This window comes from Oleiagrimonas sp., from assembly GCF_027858935.1.
Taxonomy (GTDB): Bacteria; Pseudomonadota; Gammaproteobacteria; order Xanthomonadales; family Rhodanobacteraceae; genus Oleiagrimonas.
In genome coordinates this window covers 11,765-27,039 of record NZ_JAQIBU010000341.1, presented here as the reverse complement: position 1 = coordinate 27,039, position 15,275 = coordinate 11,765, and the positions used below count along the sequence as shown (strand labels likewise).

Annotated in this window: 10 protein-coding genes; 7 read left to right on the top strand and 3 right to left on the bottom strand. The window is 64.7% G+C overall.

Annotated elements, in window-relative coordinates:
• From PF446_RS13020 to PF446_RS13010, 3 genes are all read right to left on the bottom strand, one after another.
• Positions 1–1,913, bottom strand: a 1,913-nt coding sequence (locus PF446_RS13020) for a peptidase M61 (protein WP_298072284.1), incomplete at its 3' end; no start/stop codon positions are given.
• 68 nt (positions 1,914–1,981) lie between these two features.
• Positions 1,982–3,919 carry a M61 family peptidase gene (locus PF446_RS13015; RefSeq protein ID WP_298072282.1) on the bottom strand — a complete coding sequence of 646 codons (1,938 nt, stop codon included), beginning with the start codon at positions 3,917–3,919 and terminating at the stop codon, positions 1,982–1,984.
• A gap of 256 nt (positions 3,920–4,175) precedes the next feature.
• Positions 4,176–5,726 carry an amino acid permease gene (locus tag PF446_RS13010; RefSeq protein ID WP_298072280.1) on the bottom strand — a complete coding sequence of 517 codons (1,551 nt, stop codon included), beginning with the start codon at positions 5,724–5,726 and terminating at the stop codon, positions 4,176–4,178.
• Positions 5,727–6,534: 808 nt separating this feature from the next.
• On the opposite strand from PF446_RS13010, the gene PF446_RS13005 reads away from it, so the two are divergent.
• The 7 genes from PF446_RS13005 (at position 6,535) to leuC (ending at position 15,114) form a co-directional block, all read left to right on the top strand.
• Positions 6,535–7,035 carry a 5'-nucleotidase C-terminal domain-containing protein gene (locus tag PF446_RS13005; RefSeq protein WP_298072279.1) on the top strand — a complete coding sequence of 167 codons (501 nt, stop codon included), beginning with the start codon at positions 6,535–6,537 and terminating at the stop codon, positions 7,033–7,035.
• Positions 7,036–7,321: 286 nt separating this feature from the next.
• Complete coding sequence (locus tag PF446_RS13000; protein WP_298072277.1) at positions 7,322–8,458, top strand: homoserine dehydrogenase; 1,137 nt, start codon at positions 7,322–7,324, stop codon at positions 8,456–8,458.
• Positions 8,455–9,387 (top strand): homoserine kinase, encoded by a 933-nt coding sequence (locus PF446_RS12995; RefSeq protein ID WP_298072275.1) that lies wholly within the window; start codon positions 8,455–8,457, stop codon positions 9,385–9,387. The genes PF446_RS13000 and PF446_RS12995 overlap by 4 nt, the downstream gene beginning before the upstream one ends.
• A complete protein-coding gene (gene thrC, locus PF446_RS12990) occupies positions 9,375–10,667 on the top strand; it encodes a threonine synthase (protein ID WP_298072273.1) in 1,293 nt (430 codons plus the stop codon). Before PF446_RS12995 ends, thrC begins: the two co-directional genes overlap by 13 nt.
• Before the next feature lie 376 nt (positions 10,668–11,043).
• A complete protein-coding gene (locus PF446_RS12985; RefSeq protein WP_298072271.1) occupies positions 11,044–12,648 on the top strand; it encodes a 2-isopropylmalate synthase in 1,605 nt (534 codons plus the stop codon).
• Between the two features lie 43 nt (positions 12,649–12,691).
• Positions 12,692–13,696: a branched-chain amino acid transaminase gene (locus tag PF446_RS12980; RefSeq protein WP_298072269.1), complete on the top strand. Its 1,005-nt coding sequence runs from the start codon at positions 12,692–12,694 to the stop codon at positions 13,694–13,696.
• Positions 13,693–15,114, top strand: a complete 1,422-nt coding sequence (leuC, locus tag PF446_RS12975) for a 3-isopropylmalate dehydratase large subunit (RefSeq protein ID WP_298072267.1) — start codon at positions 13,693–13,695, stop codon at positions 15,112–15,114. The genes PF446_RS12980 and leuC overlap by 4 nt, the downstream gene beginning before the upstream one ends.
• Positions 15,115–15,275: the final 161 nt, after the last annotated feature.

Below are 15,275 nucleotides of genomic sequence, written 5' to 3'. Positions count from 1 at the left end.
GACAGGACCTGCGAGAGATAGTCCGGACGCCCCTTGATGCGCTCCAGGTGCGGATACTGCAGGCCACCGTGGTAGTCGATATCAAGGGTCCGGTACTCGTTGAAGTCCTTCACCAGCAGCTTGATCGGCGCCTTGCCGGTCTTGGCCGCAGTGACCGCACGCTCCAGCACGTCGGGGCTGAAGTCCTTGCCGTCGACGGCGACGATGGTCATCGCCGGAGCCAAACCGGCCTTGAACGCCGGGCTGTTCCACAGCACATCGCGCATCTGGCCCTTCTGATTGACGCGGATGCCGATGGAATAGGTCAGGTCAGTGAAGTGGTAGCGATGCTCGAAGCCCTTGACCGCCTTGCTGGGCTTGTCGTTGTAGACCAGCTTCCAACCCTCGGCGTCAAATGCCTTGGAGAGGTTGCCATGCCCCTTCAGACGGCTGTCCAGGAACATCTTCCAGTCGTACGGCGCCACCTTGTTCAGCGCATGGACGATATCGCCGAAGGAGAAGGTGTTGATGTCCCAGGCGCCCGGATGCACGCCAAAGAAATCACGCGCGAAGTTGTTGAGGTTGCGCCGATCGTGGGTCAGCTCACGGATTTTCGCGTCCACAGCCAACCAGATCAGCTGACCACCGGAATAGTAGTCCTCGCTCATCTGGTAGTTGCGATACGGCAACGGCGCGCGCTGGGCAATGGTCGGGTCATTGGTGGTGTCCCAGATGGTGCGCCACTTCAGACCCGGACGGCCGCGATCATAGGTCGCACCGACCGAGGCCAGCATCTGCAGCGCCTGCTTCTTGTCCCAGAGACCGGCACGCGTGGCCATCACGTAACCGCTGTACTGGGTGAACCCCTCGTAGACCCACAGACCGTGATCACGTTTGGGCACGTTGAAGTTGGGCGTCCACAAGCGCTGGGGGCGACGATACTTGCCGTCCCAGGAATGATTGAACTCATGCGCCAGCAGGTCCCGGCCCAGCCAGTCCTCCTTCCACTTGGTGAAATAGCCCGGACGCACGCCATCCTCGCTGGAGCGATGGTGCTCCAGGCCGATGCCCCCGAGCTTGCTGCTGATCGAGAGCAGGAAGTCATAGTGGTTGAAGTGGAAGGAACCGTACAAGCGATGCATCTGGGTAACCAGATTGCGATGCGCCTGGATGGCTTCCTTGCTTGCGTCCAGTTCCCTGGGCTGATCGGCGAACACGTCCAGGTGGATCGGCGTCTGACCCCCCGGATTGAGATCGAAACGCTTGGAATACTTGCCCGCCAGCATCGGCGAGTCGACCAGGTTCTCGAAGTCGATCGGCTTGAAGGTGACATCGTTGCCGTCCTGGCGCTCCACGCTGAGTGCGGTGGCGAACTTGAAGTCCTTCGGCAGCGTGATGCTGGCCTGTACGTTGATGTCGCGGGCGAAGTAGCCAGCCGGATACAGTGCCACCTGGTTCCAGGCCAGGCTGAGCATCTCCGGCGTCATCAGGATACGGCCCTGGTCGTGCTTTTGCGGAGTCAGGGACTTGAAGCTCACATCGAGTGTGCTCACTCCCTGCGGCACGTCCATGTGGAAGGCGAAGACATGTGCCGGATCGCGAGTCCATTTGATGCGCTTGCCGTTGGCCTTGACCACCAGCCCGGCGAATTTGTCGATGGGCCCGGTCGGCGAGTGGTCGCCCGGGATCCACTTCGGATAAAGCAGCGTGATGGGGCCCGCGCTGACCGGGATCTGCTCATGCACGCTATAGATGCGGTGAGCCAGGTCCGTCGCCTCCACGTGCAACTGGATGGTGCCGGGGTACTTTATATCCCGCGGCGCAGGGATCTGGAACTGATTGGGCACCGGCTGCGGCCCTGAGCTCGCGTGTGCCGGCAGACCCGTCAGGCCCAATGTGGCCGCCAATGCGACTGCAACAAGAGTATTTTTCACGTACGAACCTCTCTTCGATAACAATGCGTCCGTGGAAGTCCGGACGCGAACCATGCTCTGGTACTGATCTAGCGCGCCTTCAGAATTCGGTCAAGCCGGTCGGGCGTGCCCTTGATGCGCTTGAGATGCGGGTATTTCAGCCCCCCGTGATAATCGATCTCCAGGCTCCGGAAGCGGTCAATATTCTTGACCAGCAGCCGGATCGGCGCCGTGCTGCCAACGGCCCTGGTGACCGCCTGCTTGAGCCCCTTGCTGGTGAAGGACTTGCCGTCGACGGCGGTGATTTCCATGCCCGGCACCAGGCCGGCGCGGAAGGCCGGGCCTTTCCACTGCACGTCGTAGACATGACCATTGCTCGACACCGAAAACCCGGCTGAATAATCGAGGTCGGTGCCGCGACCCATGCTTTGTGAAGCCTTGTCGTAGGCCGAGGGTTTGTCCGTGTAGACCACCTTCCAGCCTCCGCGCGCCAGGCCATGTTCGGGCAGCTTGTCGCCCGTGTAATCCAGCCGCGAGCGCAGGAATTGATTCCAGTCGTAAGGCTGCACCTTGTTCAAGCTATCGATGACATCCTGATAGGTGTAGGTGCGCGTGACATCGCTGCCGTTGTCCATCCCGTAGAAGGCATGCGCGAAGTCATCCAGCGAATGACGGCCGTGGCTGAGCTGACGGATCTTGGTGTCCACGTCCAGCCACAGCAGCTGTCCCTCCGGATAGAAGTCGGTGCGACGCCGCCAGTTGGCCCAACCGCTGGCACCGGCATAGGTCAGTCGCGCGGCATCGGCGGTGTCTTGCAACGAACGCCATTGGCGACCGGTGCGATGGGCCATGGCCGCAGCGATCGAGGCGATGGCGTCGTGGTACTGATCGGCCGTCCACAGGCCCGAACGGGTGGTCAGCACACCGGCCCAGTAGTCGGTCAGGCCCTCGTAGACCCACAACATGTCGTCCCGCTTGACCATGTTGAAGTTGGGTGTCCACAGGTCCGCTGGACGGCGGAACTTGCCGTTCCAGGAATGCACCCACTCATGTGGCATCAGGGTCGCTGCCCGCATGTACATCTGGTCGTCGGTCAGGTAACTGGCCGCCAGGCGATCATCGCTGGACTGGTGATGCTCCAGTCCGAAGTGCCCGACATGGTTGGACAACGTCAGCAGAAAATCATAGTGGTGGTAGTGATGGCTGCCGAACAGCGCAAGAATCTGCGTGACCAGGTTGCGGTGCTCCCTGACCTGACTGGTGCTGGTGTTCACGTCGGCAGCACTATCGCCGACGATGTTCAGATGCACTGGAACCTTGGCCCCAGGCGCCAGATCCACCCGCTTGAAATGCTTGCCTGCGATCAGCGGGGAGTCCACGAAGTTGTTGAAGCTGACCGGCTTGAAATGCACTACGTTGCCGGACTGGCTTGCAACATCCAGCGCCGTGGCGAACTTCCAGTGCCTGGGCAGGATCACGGTCGGTTCGATCATGACCCGCCGCGAATAGTAGCCGGCCGGATAAAACGCCACCTGGTTGAACTCCACGTCAGCCAGATCGTTGCTGGTCGAAGGGCTTGCACCGAACTGGCCGCCGCCGCCCGGTGACAGGAACTGGAACTGCAGGTCCAGCTTGCGAACCCCCTTGGGTACGTCGACATACAACGTGAACATGTCGGCCAGGTCGCGGCGCCAGTGCAGCTGCTGGCCGTTGGCCTTGATGATCAGGCCCGCGATGTTGTTGATCGGACCGCTCGGCGCATGTTCACCGGGAATCCATTTCGGGTAGTACAACGCAAAGCTGCCGTCGTGTGCGACCGGAATGGTCTCGTGGACCTCGAAGATGCGGTCCGGCGCGCGCGTGAGATCCAGATCCAGGGTCAGCATCCCGCCCGGATAGGGCTGGTCGCTGGGATGCTTGACCGGGGCGCTGGAGGCTGACGCTACTGCAGCAAATGCACACGGCGCGGCGAAAACGCAGGTCAGGGCAAATGCGTACAGCAGTCGGCGCAGGGTGGAACGCGACATGGGGGACTCCCGACAGGATCGGCACGAAGCCGCGCAGACCCGGCCACCGGAACATGGTGAATAAGGGCAGTTCCGCTGCGGCGTGGTCACCCGAACGGTGCAGCGGATTGCACTTGCATCCTAGACCAGATCTGCCCGCTCGCCCGACTGCCAAAGGTCATGCCAGTCGCATATGTGTCCCCTGGAAGCCGGGCATGAAAAGGCCGTGGCGCCCTGCGGCGCCACGGCTCTGGATAAGCTGAATACGTGTATGGAACTACTCGCCCTTCTGCTGTTTTTCCACGTGGCTGTGACGGATGCCATAACCGAAGTAGATGATGAAGCCAATCAGCATCCAGACGATGAAACGTATGATCGTGACGATGTCCAGACCACCGATCGGGGCGTAGTGACCGTCCTTGAACCACGGCCAGCCAATGATCAGGAACAACGAAAACACGATACCCAGCGGTGCCAGCAACCAGACGGCGGGCGTGCGGAAGCGACGTTCCAGATCCGGCCGCCGGATGCGCAGGATCAGCACCGAGGCACAGATCAGGATGAACGCCGACAGCGTTCCGATGTTGACCAGCTCGGCCAGCTCGCGGATCGGCAGGAAGCCGGCCGCCAACGCGGTGAAGATGCCCAGCAACATGGTCGGACGGTACGGCGTGCCATATTCGGGGTGGGGCTTGGCAAACCAGCCCGGCAGCAGGCCATCGCGGGCCAGCGCAAACCAGATGCGTGCCGCGCCCAGCATGAAGGCGAACACCACGCTGGCGATGCCGCAGACCGCGGCTACGTCGATGATGGCGCTGATCCAGTGCAGGCCGCGCGCAGCAAACACCGCGCTCACGGGTGCCTGGCTGGACAGGATCATCTGGCTGCATTGCCCGGCCACCTGGCTCGGATCTATGCAGCCGTTGTACGGGACCATGCCGGTCAACACCAGCGAAATGGCCAGGTACATCACCATCGAGATGCCCAGCGACAACACCACCGCCAGCGGCAGGTCGCGCTGTGGATTCTTGGCCTCCTCGGCCGCGGTGGTCAGGGTGTCGTAACCGAACACCGCGAAGAACACGATGCTGGCCGCGGCGAGCACGCCGTTCCAGCCGTAGCGCGAACCGCCCGCGGCCGCGGCGTCATGCACCAGCGGAGGGATCAATGGCGACCAGTTGGACGTATGTACGTAGAATGCGCCCACGGCGATGACGATAATCACGCCAATCACCTTCATGGTCACCACGATGGTGTTCAGGCGCGCGCCGACCTCGGTACGCATGATCTGGATCCAGGCGATGCCCAGTGCCACGATCACCGCGATGATGTTGACCACGCGGCCGCTGTCCGGATGCGCCGGATCGTACGCGCCCTGCAGCCACATCGGCAGATGCAGGCCGGTGATCTGGGTAATAAGGGATTGCAGGTAGTTGGAGGTTCCTGCCGCGACCACGCCGACGATCAGGGCGTACTCGATCAGCAGATCCCAGCCGATGATCCAGGCCGGCAGCTCGCCCAGCACGGCGTAGCCGTAGGTGTAGGCGCTGCCGGTCACCGGGATCATGCCGGCAAATTCGGCGTAGGACATTGCCGCACACGCGCTGCCGATACCGGCGACCAGGAAGCTGATGATGATGGCCGGACCGGCGTTCAGCGCGGCCTCGTTGGGCGCCAGCACGAACACGCCGACGCCGACGATGGCGCCGATGCCGATGGCCGTCAGCTGCCAGACCCCCATCGTGCGGTGAAAGTCAGTACTGGCACCAGCGTCGGATTGCAACTGCTCGACTGACTTGCGTCGTATCAGTTTTGACCAGAATCCCATGCATTACCCCTAACTGTATGGTGAGGAAATCTAACGGCCCGTTGTGACCCCGGGCCGCTGCGATGGCGCCGGAAGTAACCACAGCGCGCTGGATTTTCTTGATGCAACACATGCCGTGTCGCCACGACTTCGAGGCCCCGGGGAAGGCACGATCCGGGCTTGACCGGGCTGGGGACGGACGCTATCGACGTCGGCCAGCTCAGACAAAAATGATGCTGCTCCGAGCGCGTGGAACGGCCTGTGCAGGGACCCTTTTGTGTTGCACAACAGCCTTCTAACTTAACAGAGATTGCATGCGATTGCCGAGGACGGGATTGAAAACGGTGTCAAAACTACGCACGATCAACCGCGTTGCAGGTCATCCAGCGCCGATGAAAACCGGGCATGAGATGAGACGAGGAAGCGGCTTGCGAACTGGTACCGGGGATGCTGCCATGGTGCGCTCCCCGCCTTCATATCTGCCATCCGGTCCTTGCTGCTCATCCTTCTGCTGCTCATCCTTCCGCTGGTCCCCGCCCTTGCCCTCGCCCGCACGCAGGCTCCACACAAACCCGTGCCGAGCAGCGCGACTACGTGCGCCACTGGATCAAGGAAAACCGTCCAGACCTCACGCAGGTCCCGGTACTGTCCGCTGTCGCAGCCTTTCGCAACGGTCATGGCGGACCTGGCGATTACACCGATATCCCGCCCGGATCACTGACTCAGCGCAACACGGCCGGCCAGCCTGCAGCTGTACCCGAACAACCTCGCTGCGGTGCGTGTGGTTGGCGCGGGTCTGTAGGCCTGGCTGGAGCATGCCGCCGCACGATTGCATCGTATCGATCCGCGAAAAACGGCGCTGCAACGGCTTGTCAACGCGGCCTTCCCCGGCTTCAACTTTGATCAGTTCCAGAACGGACTGCACTCCATGATCGACGTCAGCCAGCCGCTTGGCCAACGCATCCACGACCTGGTCTATGACGGCAAGCCGGTTCAGCCCGATCAGAGGTTCATCATCGCCACCAACAACTACCGCGCCAGCGGTGGCGGGCATTTCCCCGGCCTCGATGGGCATGCCGACGTGCTGGACGCTGCCGACGCCAATCGCCGCATCCTGATCGACTGGATCCGCGCGCATCCACACCTGGATCGTGATCGACTGTCGGGGCGCTCCTGGCATTTTGCGCCGCTGGATGCCCACGGTCCGATCATAGTCACCGGTCCCGCCAACGCCCTGCCGGCCGCGCGTGCCGCCGGCTTGTACGATCTGCGCAAGCTGCACGACAACGCTGACGGCACAACGGCATATACCGTCGATCTGGGCCATTGACAGCCACGCGCAAACACGTCTACTGTCCAGATCATGTCGTCCCACTCATCCCACGTGTCCAAACTCGCCCGCATGGTCCCAGGCCGGGCGTGCCGAGCCGTGACGACCATGACCATGACCATGACCATTACCACGACCACCACAACCGGCACCGGCAAGGTGCGGGTGTACGTGCGCGGTTGATCCATGACGCAAACGGCCCCGCCCTCCGCAAGGGAAAGGGGTCGCCGCCGTCAGCTACCCTCCAACCAAGCGCAGGACACGGGCCTCTTGAAGGAGGCTGAACGTGAATATCCGCGCATCGCAACTCGATCCCAACCCGCCGCCCATCGGACCATTGGCGCCTGCGACCACTGCCACGCGTACGCTGACGGTCGGCTTGGTCGGTCCGGGCAAGGTTGGTCGTGCACTGCTTGCACAACTGCGCGACTCCGGGGCCACGTTGTTGCGCGAACTTGGACTGGACCTGCGCCTGCGCGTGGTCGCCGACAGCCGGCACATGTGGCTTGACCACGACAATGCCACGCTTGATCCCCATGCTCCCGGCACACAGGTATGGCGGCCATCGAGCCTGTCCTACGTCGGCGCCTGCCTGGCCGGCGCCCCGCACCCGGTGCTGATCGACTGCAGCGCCAGCGACGCCGTGGCCTCCCACTACCCCGCCTGGCTGGCCCGGGGCATCCACGTGATCACACCCAACAAGCTGGCCATCAGCGGTCCCGCTGAACGCTGGCGCGCCATTCGAGCAGCCATGCGTTCCAGCGGTGCGCAACTGCGCTACGAGGCGACCGTGGGCGCCGGACTGCCTGTGGTGCAGACGCTGCGCGACCTGCTCGACACCGGCGACGAGCTGGTCGCCGTGGAGGGACTGTTCTCGGGCACACTGGCCTGGCTGTTCAACGGTTATGATGGCCATGAACCCTTTTCCGCCCGGATCCTCAAGGCCTGTGAGCTGGGCTATACCGAGCCCGACCCCCGCGCCGACCTGGGCGGCATGGACGTGGCACGCAAGCTGGTGATCCTGGCACGCGAGGCCGGTATGGACCTTTCCCTGGACGACGTCCGGGTGCAGAGTCTGGTGCCCGCATCCCTGGCCCACGTTGACCGCGAGACTTTCATGCAGAACCTGGACACCCTGGACGCCCCACTCGCCGCGCGACATGCCTGCGCCGCAGCCCAAGGCTGCGTACTGCGTCATGTCGGACGCCTGGACAGCAACGGAAGGGCGCGGGTGGGGCTGATCGAGCTTCCCGCCAGCCACCCTTTTGCGCATGCCCACCTGAGCGACAACATCGTGCAGTTCCACACCCGCCGCTACGCCGACAACCCCTTGCGCATACAGGGTCCGGGGGCGGGACCGGAAGTCACCGCAGCAGGCGTGTTCACCGATCTGCTGCGGGTCGCCGCGGGAGTGCGCGCGTGATCGACACAGCCTGCGCCTTCGCACCTGCCAGCGTCGGCAATATCGGCGTCGGTTTCGATATTCTCGGCCATAGCCTCGCCGGTGCCGGCGACCGGGCCCGGGTGGAGCGCATCGAGGCGCCGATCATCCGCATTGACGCCATTGACGGCTGCGTACGGGATTTGCCGCGCGATCCCGAGCACAATACGGCAGGGGCCGCGCTGCAGTCGATGCGCTCGGCGCTGGGCCTGTCCCACGGATTTGCATTGCGCCTGACCAAGGGCATCGCCCTGGGCTCGGGCATGGGCGGTTCGGCAGCCTCCTGCGTGGCGGCGCTGATCGCGGCCAATGCGCTGCTCGAGCGTCCGCTTTCGCGCGAGGCGCTGTATCCGTTCGCGCTGGACGGCGAAGCGGTCGCCAGTGGCGGACGCCACGGCGACAACCTCGGAGCGATGCTGCTGGGCGGCCTGGTGCTGGCCACCCGCGACCGCCTGGTACGCATTCCGGTACCCGACAGCTGGCACTGTGCGCTGGTCCATCCGCACGCTGTGCTGGAAACCCGCCGGGCCCGCGAGGCCCTGGCCGGAAACTACGCCCTGGAAGAGTTCATCCAGCAAAGCGCCCACCTGTCACTGGTATTGACCGGCTGCCATCGTGGCGACCCCGACCTCGTGCGTGCGGGCCTCCGCGACGTCCTGGTGGAGCCCCGCCGGGCGCCGCTGATCAAGGGGTTCGCCCAGGTCCAGCAGGCGGCCATGGACCACGGCGCCCTCGGCGCAAGCATCTCCGGTGCGGGCCCCAGTGTCTTCGCCTGGTTCACCGACCGCCCCGGCGCCGAAGCCGCCGCTGGCGCCATGGCACGGGCCTTTGCTGCCCAGGGCCTGGACTCGGATCGCCACGTCACTCCGATCAACGGCCCAGCTGCGGAACTTGAACCATGCGCTTCCTGAGTACCCGGAGCCGGTCCCCGGCCGTTTCGCTGAGCAACGCCATCACGCGCGGCCTGGCGCCGGATGGCGGCCTGTACGTGCCCGAAGCACTGCCACGCATCGATCCGTACCGCCTCGACCCCGAAGCGGATCTGGCACACATCGCCGCGGGACTGCTGCGCCCCTGGTTCGACGACGATCCGCTGGCCGATGCGCTGGACGGGATCTGCCGCGAAGCCCTCGATTTCGACACGCCCCTGCAACCGCTGCCCTTTGCCGACGCCCATCTGCTGGAGCTGTTCCATGGCCCTACCGCGGCCTTCAAGGACATCGGCGCGCGATTCCTCGCCGCCTGCATGCGCCGCCTGCAGGCCGATCGGGACCGTCCACTGACGATTCTGGTCGCCACCTCCGGAGATACCGGCGCTGCGGTCGCTGCGGCGTTTCATCGCGTGCCGGGCATGCGCGTGGTGATCCTGTACCCCGATGGGCGCGTCTCGCCGCGCCAGGCGCACCAGTTGGGCTGCTTCGGCGACAACGTCCGCACGTTCCGGGTCAACGGCAGCTTCGATGACTGCCAGCGCATGGTCAAACACGCACTCGGCGACGAGGCGCTCAAGGCCGATGTGCCGCTGAGTTCGGCCAACAGCATCAGTCTCGGTCGCCTGCTGCCGCAGATGAGCTACTACGCGCAAAGCGCGCTGCGCCATCACGCACGCCACGGCACGGCACCGGGCTACATCGTGCCCACCGGCAATCTGGGCAACGCGATGGCCTGCATCTGGACGCGTGCGATGGGCCTGCCGATCGCACGCGTGCGCTTCGCCTGCAACGCCAATCCGGTGTTGCCGGAATTCCTGGCCGGCGAGGCGTATCGCACGCGCGCCAGCGTCGCGACCCTGGCCAATGCCATGGACGTGGGCGCACCCAGCAATGTCGAACGCCTGCGCTGGATGTACCCGGACGATGTGGCACTGCGCGCGACGTTCCAGGCCACGAGTGTGGACGACGATGCCATCCGCACCACGATTCGGACCCTGTCCGAGGCCCATGACCTGGTCGTTTGCCCGCACACCGCCACCGCGCTGCATGAACTTCGACGCTTGCGCGAGACCGGCAACCGCGAACCCTGGATCACCGTGGCCACCGCGCATGCCGCGAAGTTCGAGCGCGTGGTCGAGCCCCTCATCGGCCATCCAGTTCCAGTGCCTGAAGCCCTGGCGCGCTTGCTCCAGGGGCCGGCCCACGCCGATCCGATCCCCGCACAGCACAGTGCTCTGCATCGGATACTGCAGAACTGAAATGACCTGGAATCCCGCAATGGCAAGGCTTCTGGACCGGCGCCAGGCCATGGATATTGGACGTCCATACTTCCAATTGAAAATAATGGTTGACATTGCTGGAATGCATGCGTAGGTTCGAACCCATGTCGCACGCTTCTCGCCAGCACAAGACCATCGCCACCGGGTTCTCCCCGGCGGACGTCGTGCTGTCGCTGCGCGGCACGCAGCTTGCTGCCCTAGTCCTAACCATCGTATCCATTATTATTACCAGCGGAGGTGCGGGTTAAGGGCATGCGTCCATAGTTAAAAGCAACATCGGACACGCCAAAACCCCGCACCCGGAAACGGATGCGGGGTTTTTTATTGCCCTTGGCCCGCGATAGCGGAGTCCAAGATGACCAAGAAAACCCCCAACGCCGAACGTCCCCAAGAGGATCCGAACGCCGAAGAAGATCGCGTACGGATCTTCGACACCAGCTTGCGCGACGGCGAACAGGCCCCCGGGTTCTCGATGAACCGGGCGCAGAAGCTGCGCCTTGCCCACGCCCTTTCGGACCTGGGCGTGGATGTCATCGAGGCCGGCTTCCCGCAGGCCTCGCCGGACGATTTCGAAGCCGTGGCGCAGATCGCCCGCAACCTGCGCGGCACCACGATCTGTGGTCTGTCGCGCTGCCTGGCCGGTGACATTGAGACCACGGCGCGCGCGCTGGAACCGGCACCGTCCGCGCGTATCCACCTGTTCCTGTCCACCAGTCCGCTGCATCGCGAATTCAAGCTGGGCATGAGCAAGCAACAGGTCATCGATGCCACCGCCAATGCGGTCCGCCGGGCGCGCGAGCTGTGCGATGAGGTCGAGTTCTCGGCCGAAGACGCGCTGCGCACCGAGCGCGACTTCCTGACCGAGGTCTTTTCCGTGGCGGTCGAGGCCGGTGCCAACACGCTGAACGCGCCGGACACCGTCGGCTACACCACGCCGACAGAGGTCGCCGACCTTTTCACCTGGCTGCGCGCCAACGTGCGCGGTGCTGGTGATGTGGTGTTCTCCGCGCATTGCCACGACGATCTCGGCATGGCGGTCGCCAACAGTCTGGCCGCGATCAGTGCCGGCGCGCGCCAGGTGGAGTGCACCATCAACGGCATTGGCGAGCGCGCCGGCAACGCCGCGCTGGAAGAAATTGTCATGGCGCTGCGCGTGCGCGCACCGCTGTACGGCATCGATACCCGCATCGACGCGCGCAAGCTGTACCCCACATCCCGCCTGCTCGCCCAGCTGACCGGCCAGGTCCTGCCGCGCAACAAGGCCGTGGTCGGGGAGAACGCCTTTGCGCATGAATCGGGAATCCATCAGCACGGCATGCTCAAGCATCGGGGCACCTACGAGATCATGCAGGCAGAGGACGTGGGCTTTCCGAAGTCGCAACTGGTGCTGGGCAAGCACTCCGGACGCCATGCACTGCGTCAGCGACTGGAAGAGCTCGGGCACGAAGTCGACGAGCCCTCGCTGGAACGCGTGTTTGCCGACTTCAAGGCTCTGGCCGACCGCAAGAACGAAATCTTCGACGGCGATCTGGAAGCGTTGGTTCTCGGACTCGATCCCGACCACCCGGGACCGTGGCGCATCGAACACCTGCACGCCGCCACGCATCTGGGCGGCAGCGCCTCGGTCTCGGTCAAACTGGTCCACGAAGACGGGCGCACCGTCAGTGAAGCCGCCATTGGCGACGGTCCGGTCGACGCAGTGGTCCGTGCCGTGGAACGTGCCACCGGCGAATCGCTGCCGCTGGCCGATTTTCACATCCGTGCCGTCAGCGAGGGCGGCGACGCCCAGGGCCAGGCCGTGATCGAGGTAAACCACACCAACCGACAGTGGCACGGCCACGGCTATTCGACCGACATCGTCGAAGCCGCCGCATTGGCCGCTCTGGACGTGGCCAACGCCATCGCACGCGAGTCACGCAAGCCCGCTTCCGCGCCTTCCCCTAAGGTCGCCAGCTTATGAGCCAGATTCATCCCCAACACCATCTTTTTTACGCGAGGACCCCATGAGCGAACAAGCCCTGATCTGGCACAACGGCGACCTGAAGCCCTGGAACGAGGCCACCGTGCATGTCAGCGCCCATGCGCTGCATTACGGTTCCTCGGTATTCGAAGGCGAGCGGGTGTATGCCACGCCCGAGGGCGCGAAATTCTTCCGCCTGGCCGACCACACCCGACGCCTGTTTGCCTCGGCGCGGGTCTACTCCATCGACGTCGGCTATACCCCGGCGCAGATCGATGCGGCCTGTCGCAGCGTGGTGCGTGCCAACAACATGCCTTCGGCGTACGTGCGTCCGGTGGTCTTCCGAGGCGCCGGCGGGCTCGGCGTGCTGCCCACCAGCAACAGTGTCGATGTGGCGATCCTCGCCTTGCCCTGGGGCAGCTACCACGGCGATGCCCGTGAGAACGGCGCCGATGTCTGCGTGAGCAGCTGGAACCGCCCCGCGCCCAACACCTTTCCGGCCTGGGCCAAGGCCGGCGGCAACTATCTCAACAGCCAACTCATCGCACGCGAAGCACAGCGTGACGGTTATGCCGAGGGTATCGCGCTGGGCACTGACGGCATGCTCAACGAAGGTGCCGGAGAGAACCTGTTCCTGGTCATGGACGGCGTACTGGTCACCCCGCCGACCAGCGCCGGCGTGCTGGTCGGCATCACCCGCGACAGCGTGCTCAAGCTGGCGCACGCCCTGGACATTCCGGTTGCCGAACGCGCCGTGCCGCGCGAAGCGCTGTACTACGCCGACGAAGTGTTCATGTGCGGTACCGCCGCCGAGATCACGCCGATCCGCTCGGTCGACCGCACCGCGGTCGGCGACGGCACCGTCGGGCCGGTCACGCGCGCCCTTCAGGATGCCTTCTTCGGCCTGTTCGACGGCCGCACCGAAGACCGCTGGGGCTGGCTGACCGCCGTGTCCGACGCGCCACTTCCCGACCAGGAACATGCACGACAGGCTGGCCATGGCCAGACACCCCAAGAAGCCCAATCCAGCACGGAGATCCGCGCATGAATGCCCCGCGAACCTTGTTCGACAAACTTTGGGACGCGCATCAGGTCGTGCCCGAATCCGATACCGCTCCCGCGGTCCTGTACATCGACCTGCACCTGGTGCACGAGGTCACCTCGCCGCAGGCTTTCTCCGAACTTCGCGCGCGCGGACTCAAACTGCGTCGCCCGGACCGCACCCTGGCCACCCTGGACCATTCCACCCCGACACTCCCCGCAGACGCCGACGGGCACCGTCCCTACACCACGCCGGAGGCCGAGGCCCAGGTTGAGAAACTGCAGGCCAACTGCCGCGAATTCGGCGTCAAGTTGCACGACTGGGACAGCGACGCGCGCGGCATCGTGCACGTCATCGGTCCCGAACTGGGCGCCACCCAGCCGGGCATGACCATTGTCTGCGGCGACAGCCATACCTCCACCCATGGCGCGTTTGGCGCACTGGCCTTCGGTATCGGCACCACCGAGGTCGGCCACGTGATGGCGACCCAATGCCTGCTGCAACGCAAGCCGAAAAGTTTCGCGATCCACGTGGATGGCGAGCTGCCCAAGGGCGTGGGCGCCAAGGACCTGGTGCTGCACATCATCGCCACCATCGGCGTCGGTGGCGGCACCGGTCACGTACTGGAATTCCGTGGCCCGGCTATCGAGGCGCTGTCCATGGAAGCGCGCATGACCATGTGCAACATGTCCATCGAAGCCGGTGCCCGCGCCGGCCTGATCGCCCCCGACGACACCACCTTTGCCTGGCTTGAAGGCCGACCAAGTGCGCCGCGCGGACCGGACTGGGACCGCGCCGTGGCGCACTGGACCACGCTGCGCAGTGACGCGGGCGCCCACTACGACCGCGAGGTACGCATCGACGCCACCCTGGTCCGCCCGACCGTCACCTACGGCACCCACCCCGGCATGGCCGGTGCGCTTGATGCACCGGTACCCGAGGCCACCAACGACCAGGAACATCGTGCACTGGAGTACATGCGCGTCACGGCCGGCAAGTCCATCGCCGGCATGCCGGTGGATGTGGTGTTCATCGGCAGCTGCACCAATTCACGTCTGCCCGACCTGCGCGCGGCCGCCGAGATCCTGCGTGGCCGTCAGGTCGCCGAAGGTGTGCGCATGTTGGTCGTGCCCGGCTCCGAGGCCGTGCGCCGTGAGGCCGAGGCCGAAGGCCTGCACGAGGTCTTCACCGCCGCCGGCGCCGAGTGGCGCGTGCCGGGCTGCTCGATGTGCATCGCCATGAACGGCGATCTGGCCCAGCCGGGCCAATTGGTGGTGTCGACCTCCAATCGCAATTTCGAGGGCCGACAGGGCAAGGGCGCCCGCACGGTCCTGGCCAGCCCGGAAACCGCCGCCGCCTCGGCCGTCGCCGGTCGACTGTCGGACGCCCGCAGCGTCCTCAAGACTTCGGAGGCCGCCGCATGAGCCGCGGCACTCCGTCACCGTTTGTCCCCTTTCTCCGTGGGCGGGCAACTTCCGTGAGGTGGGCAACACCCATGCCCATTCTCCCCAGAAGCTTCGCGGCGCAATCCTTGCCCGCACGATCCCCCTCACCATCGGAGACAGGGGACAACCCTTGCACCACC

Bases quoted from the DNA above. Each gene is read 5' to 3' on its own strand.
- PF446_RS12985 (WP_298072271.1), top strand. From the start codon at position 11,044: ATGACCAAGAAAACCCCCAACGCCGAACGTCCCCAAGAGGATCCGAAC.
- leuC (WP_298072267.1), top strand. From the start codon at position 13,693: ATGAATGCCCCGCGAACCTTGTTCGACAAACTTTGGGACGCGCATCAG.
- PF446_RS12980 (WP_298072269.1), top strand. From the start codon at position 12,692: ATGAGCGAACAAGCCCTGATCTGGCACAACGGCGACCTGAAGCCCTGG.
- PF446_RS13015 (WP_298072282.1), bottom strand. From the start codon at position 3,919: ATGTCGCGTTCCACCCTGCGCCGACTGCTGTACGCATTTGCCCTGACC.
- PF446_RS13010 (WP_298072280.1), bottom strand. From the start codon at position 5,726: ATGGGATTCTGGTCAAAACTGATACGACGCAAGTCAGTCGAGCAGTTG.
- thrC (WP_298072273.1), top strand. From the start codon at position 9,375: ATGCGCTTCCTGAGTACCCGGAGCCGGTCCCCGGCCGTTTCGCTGAGC.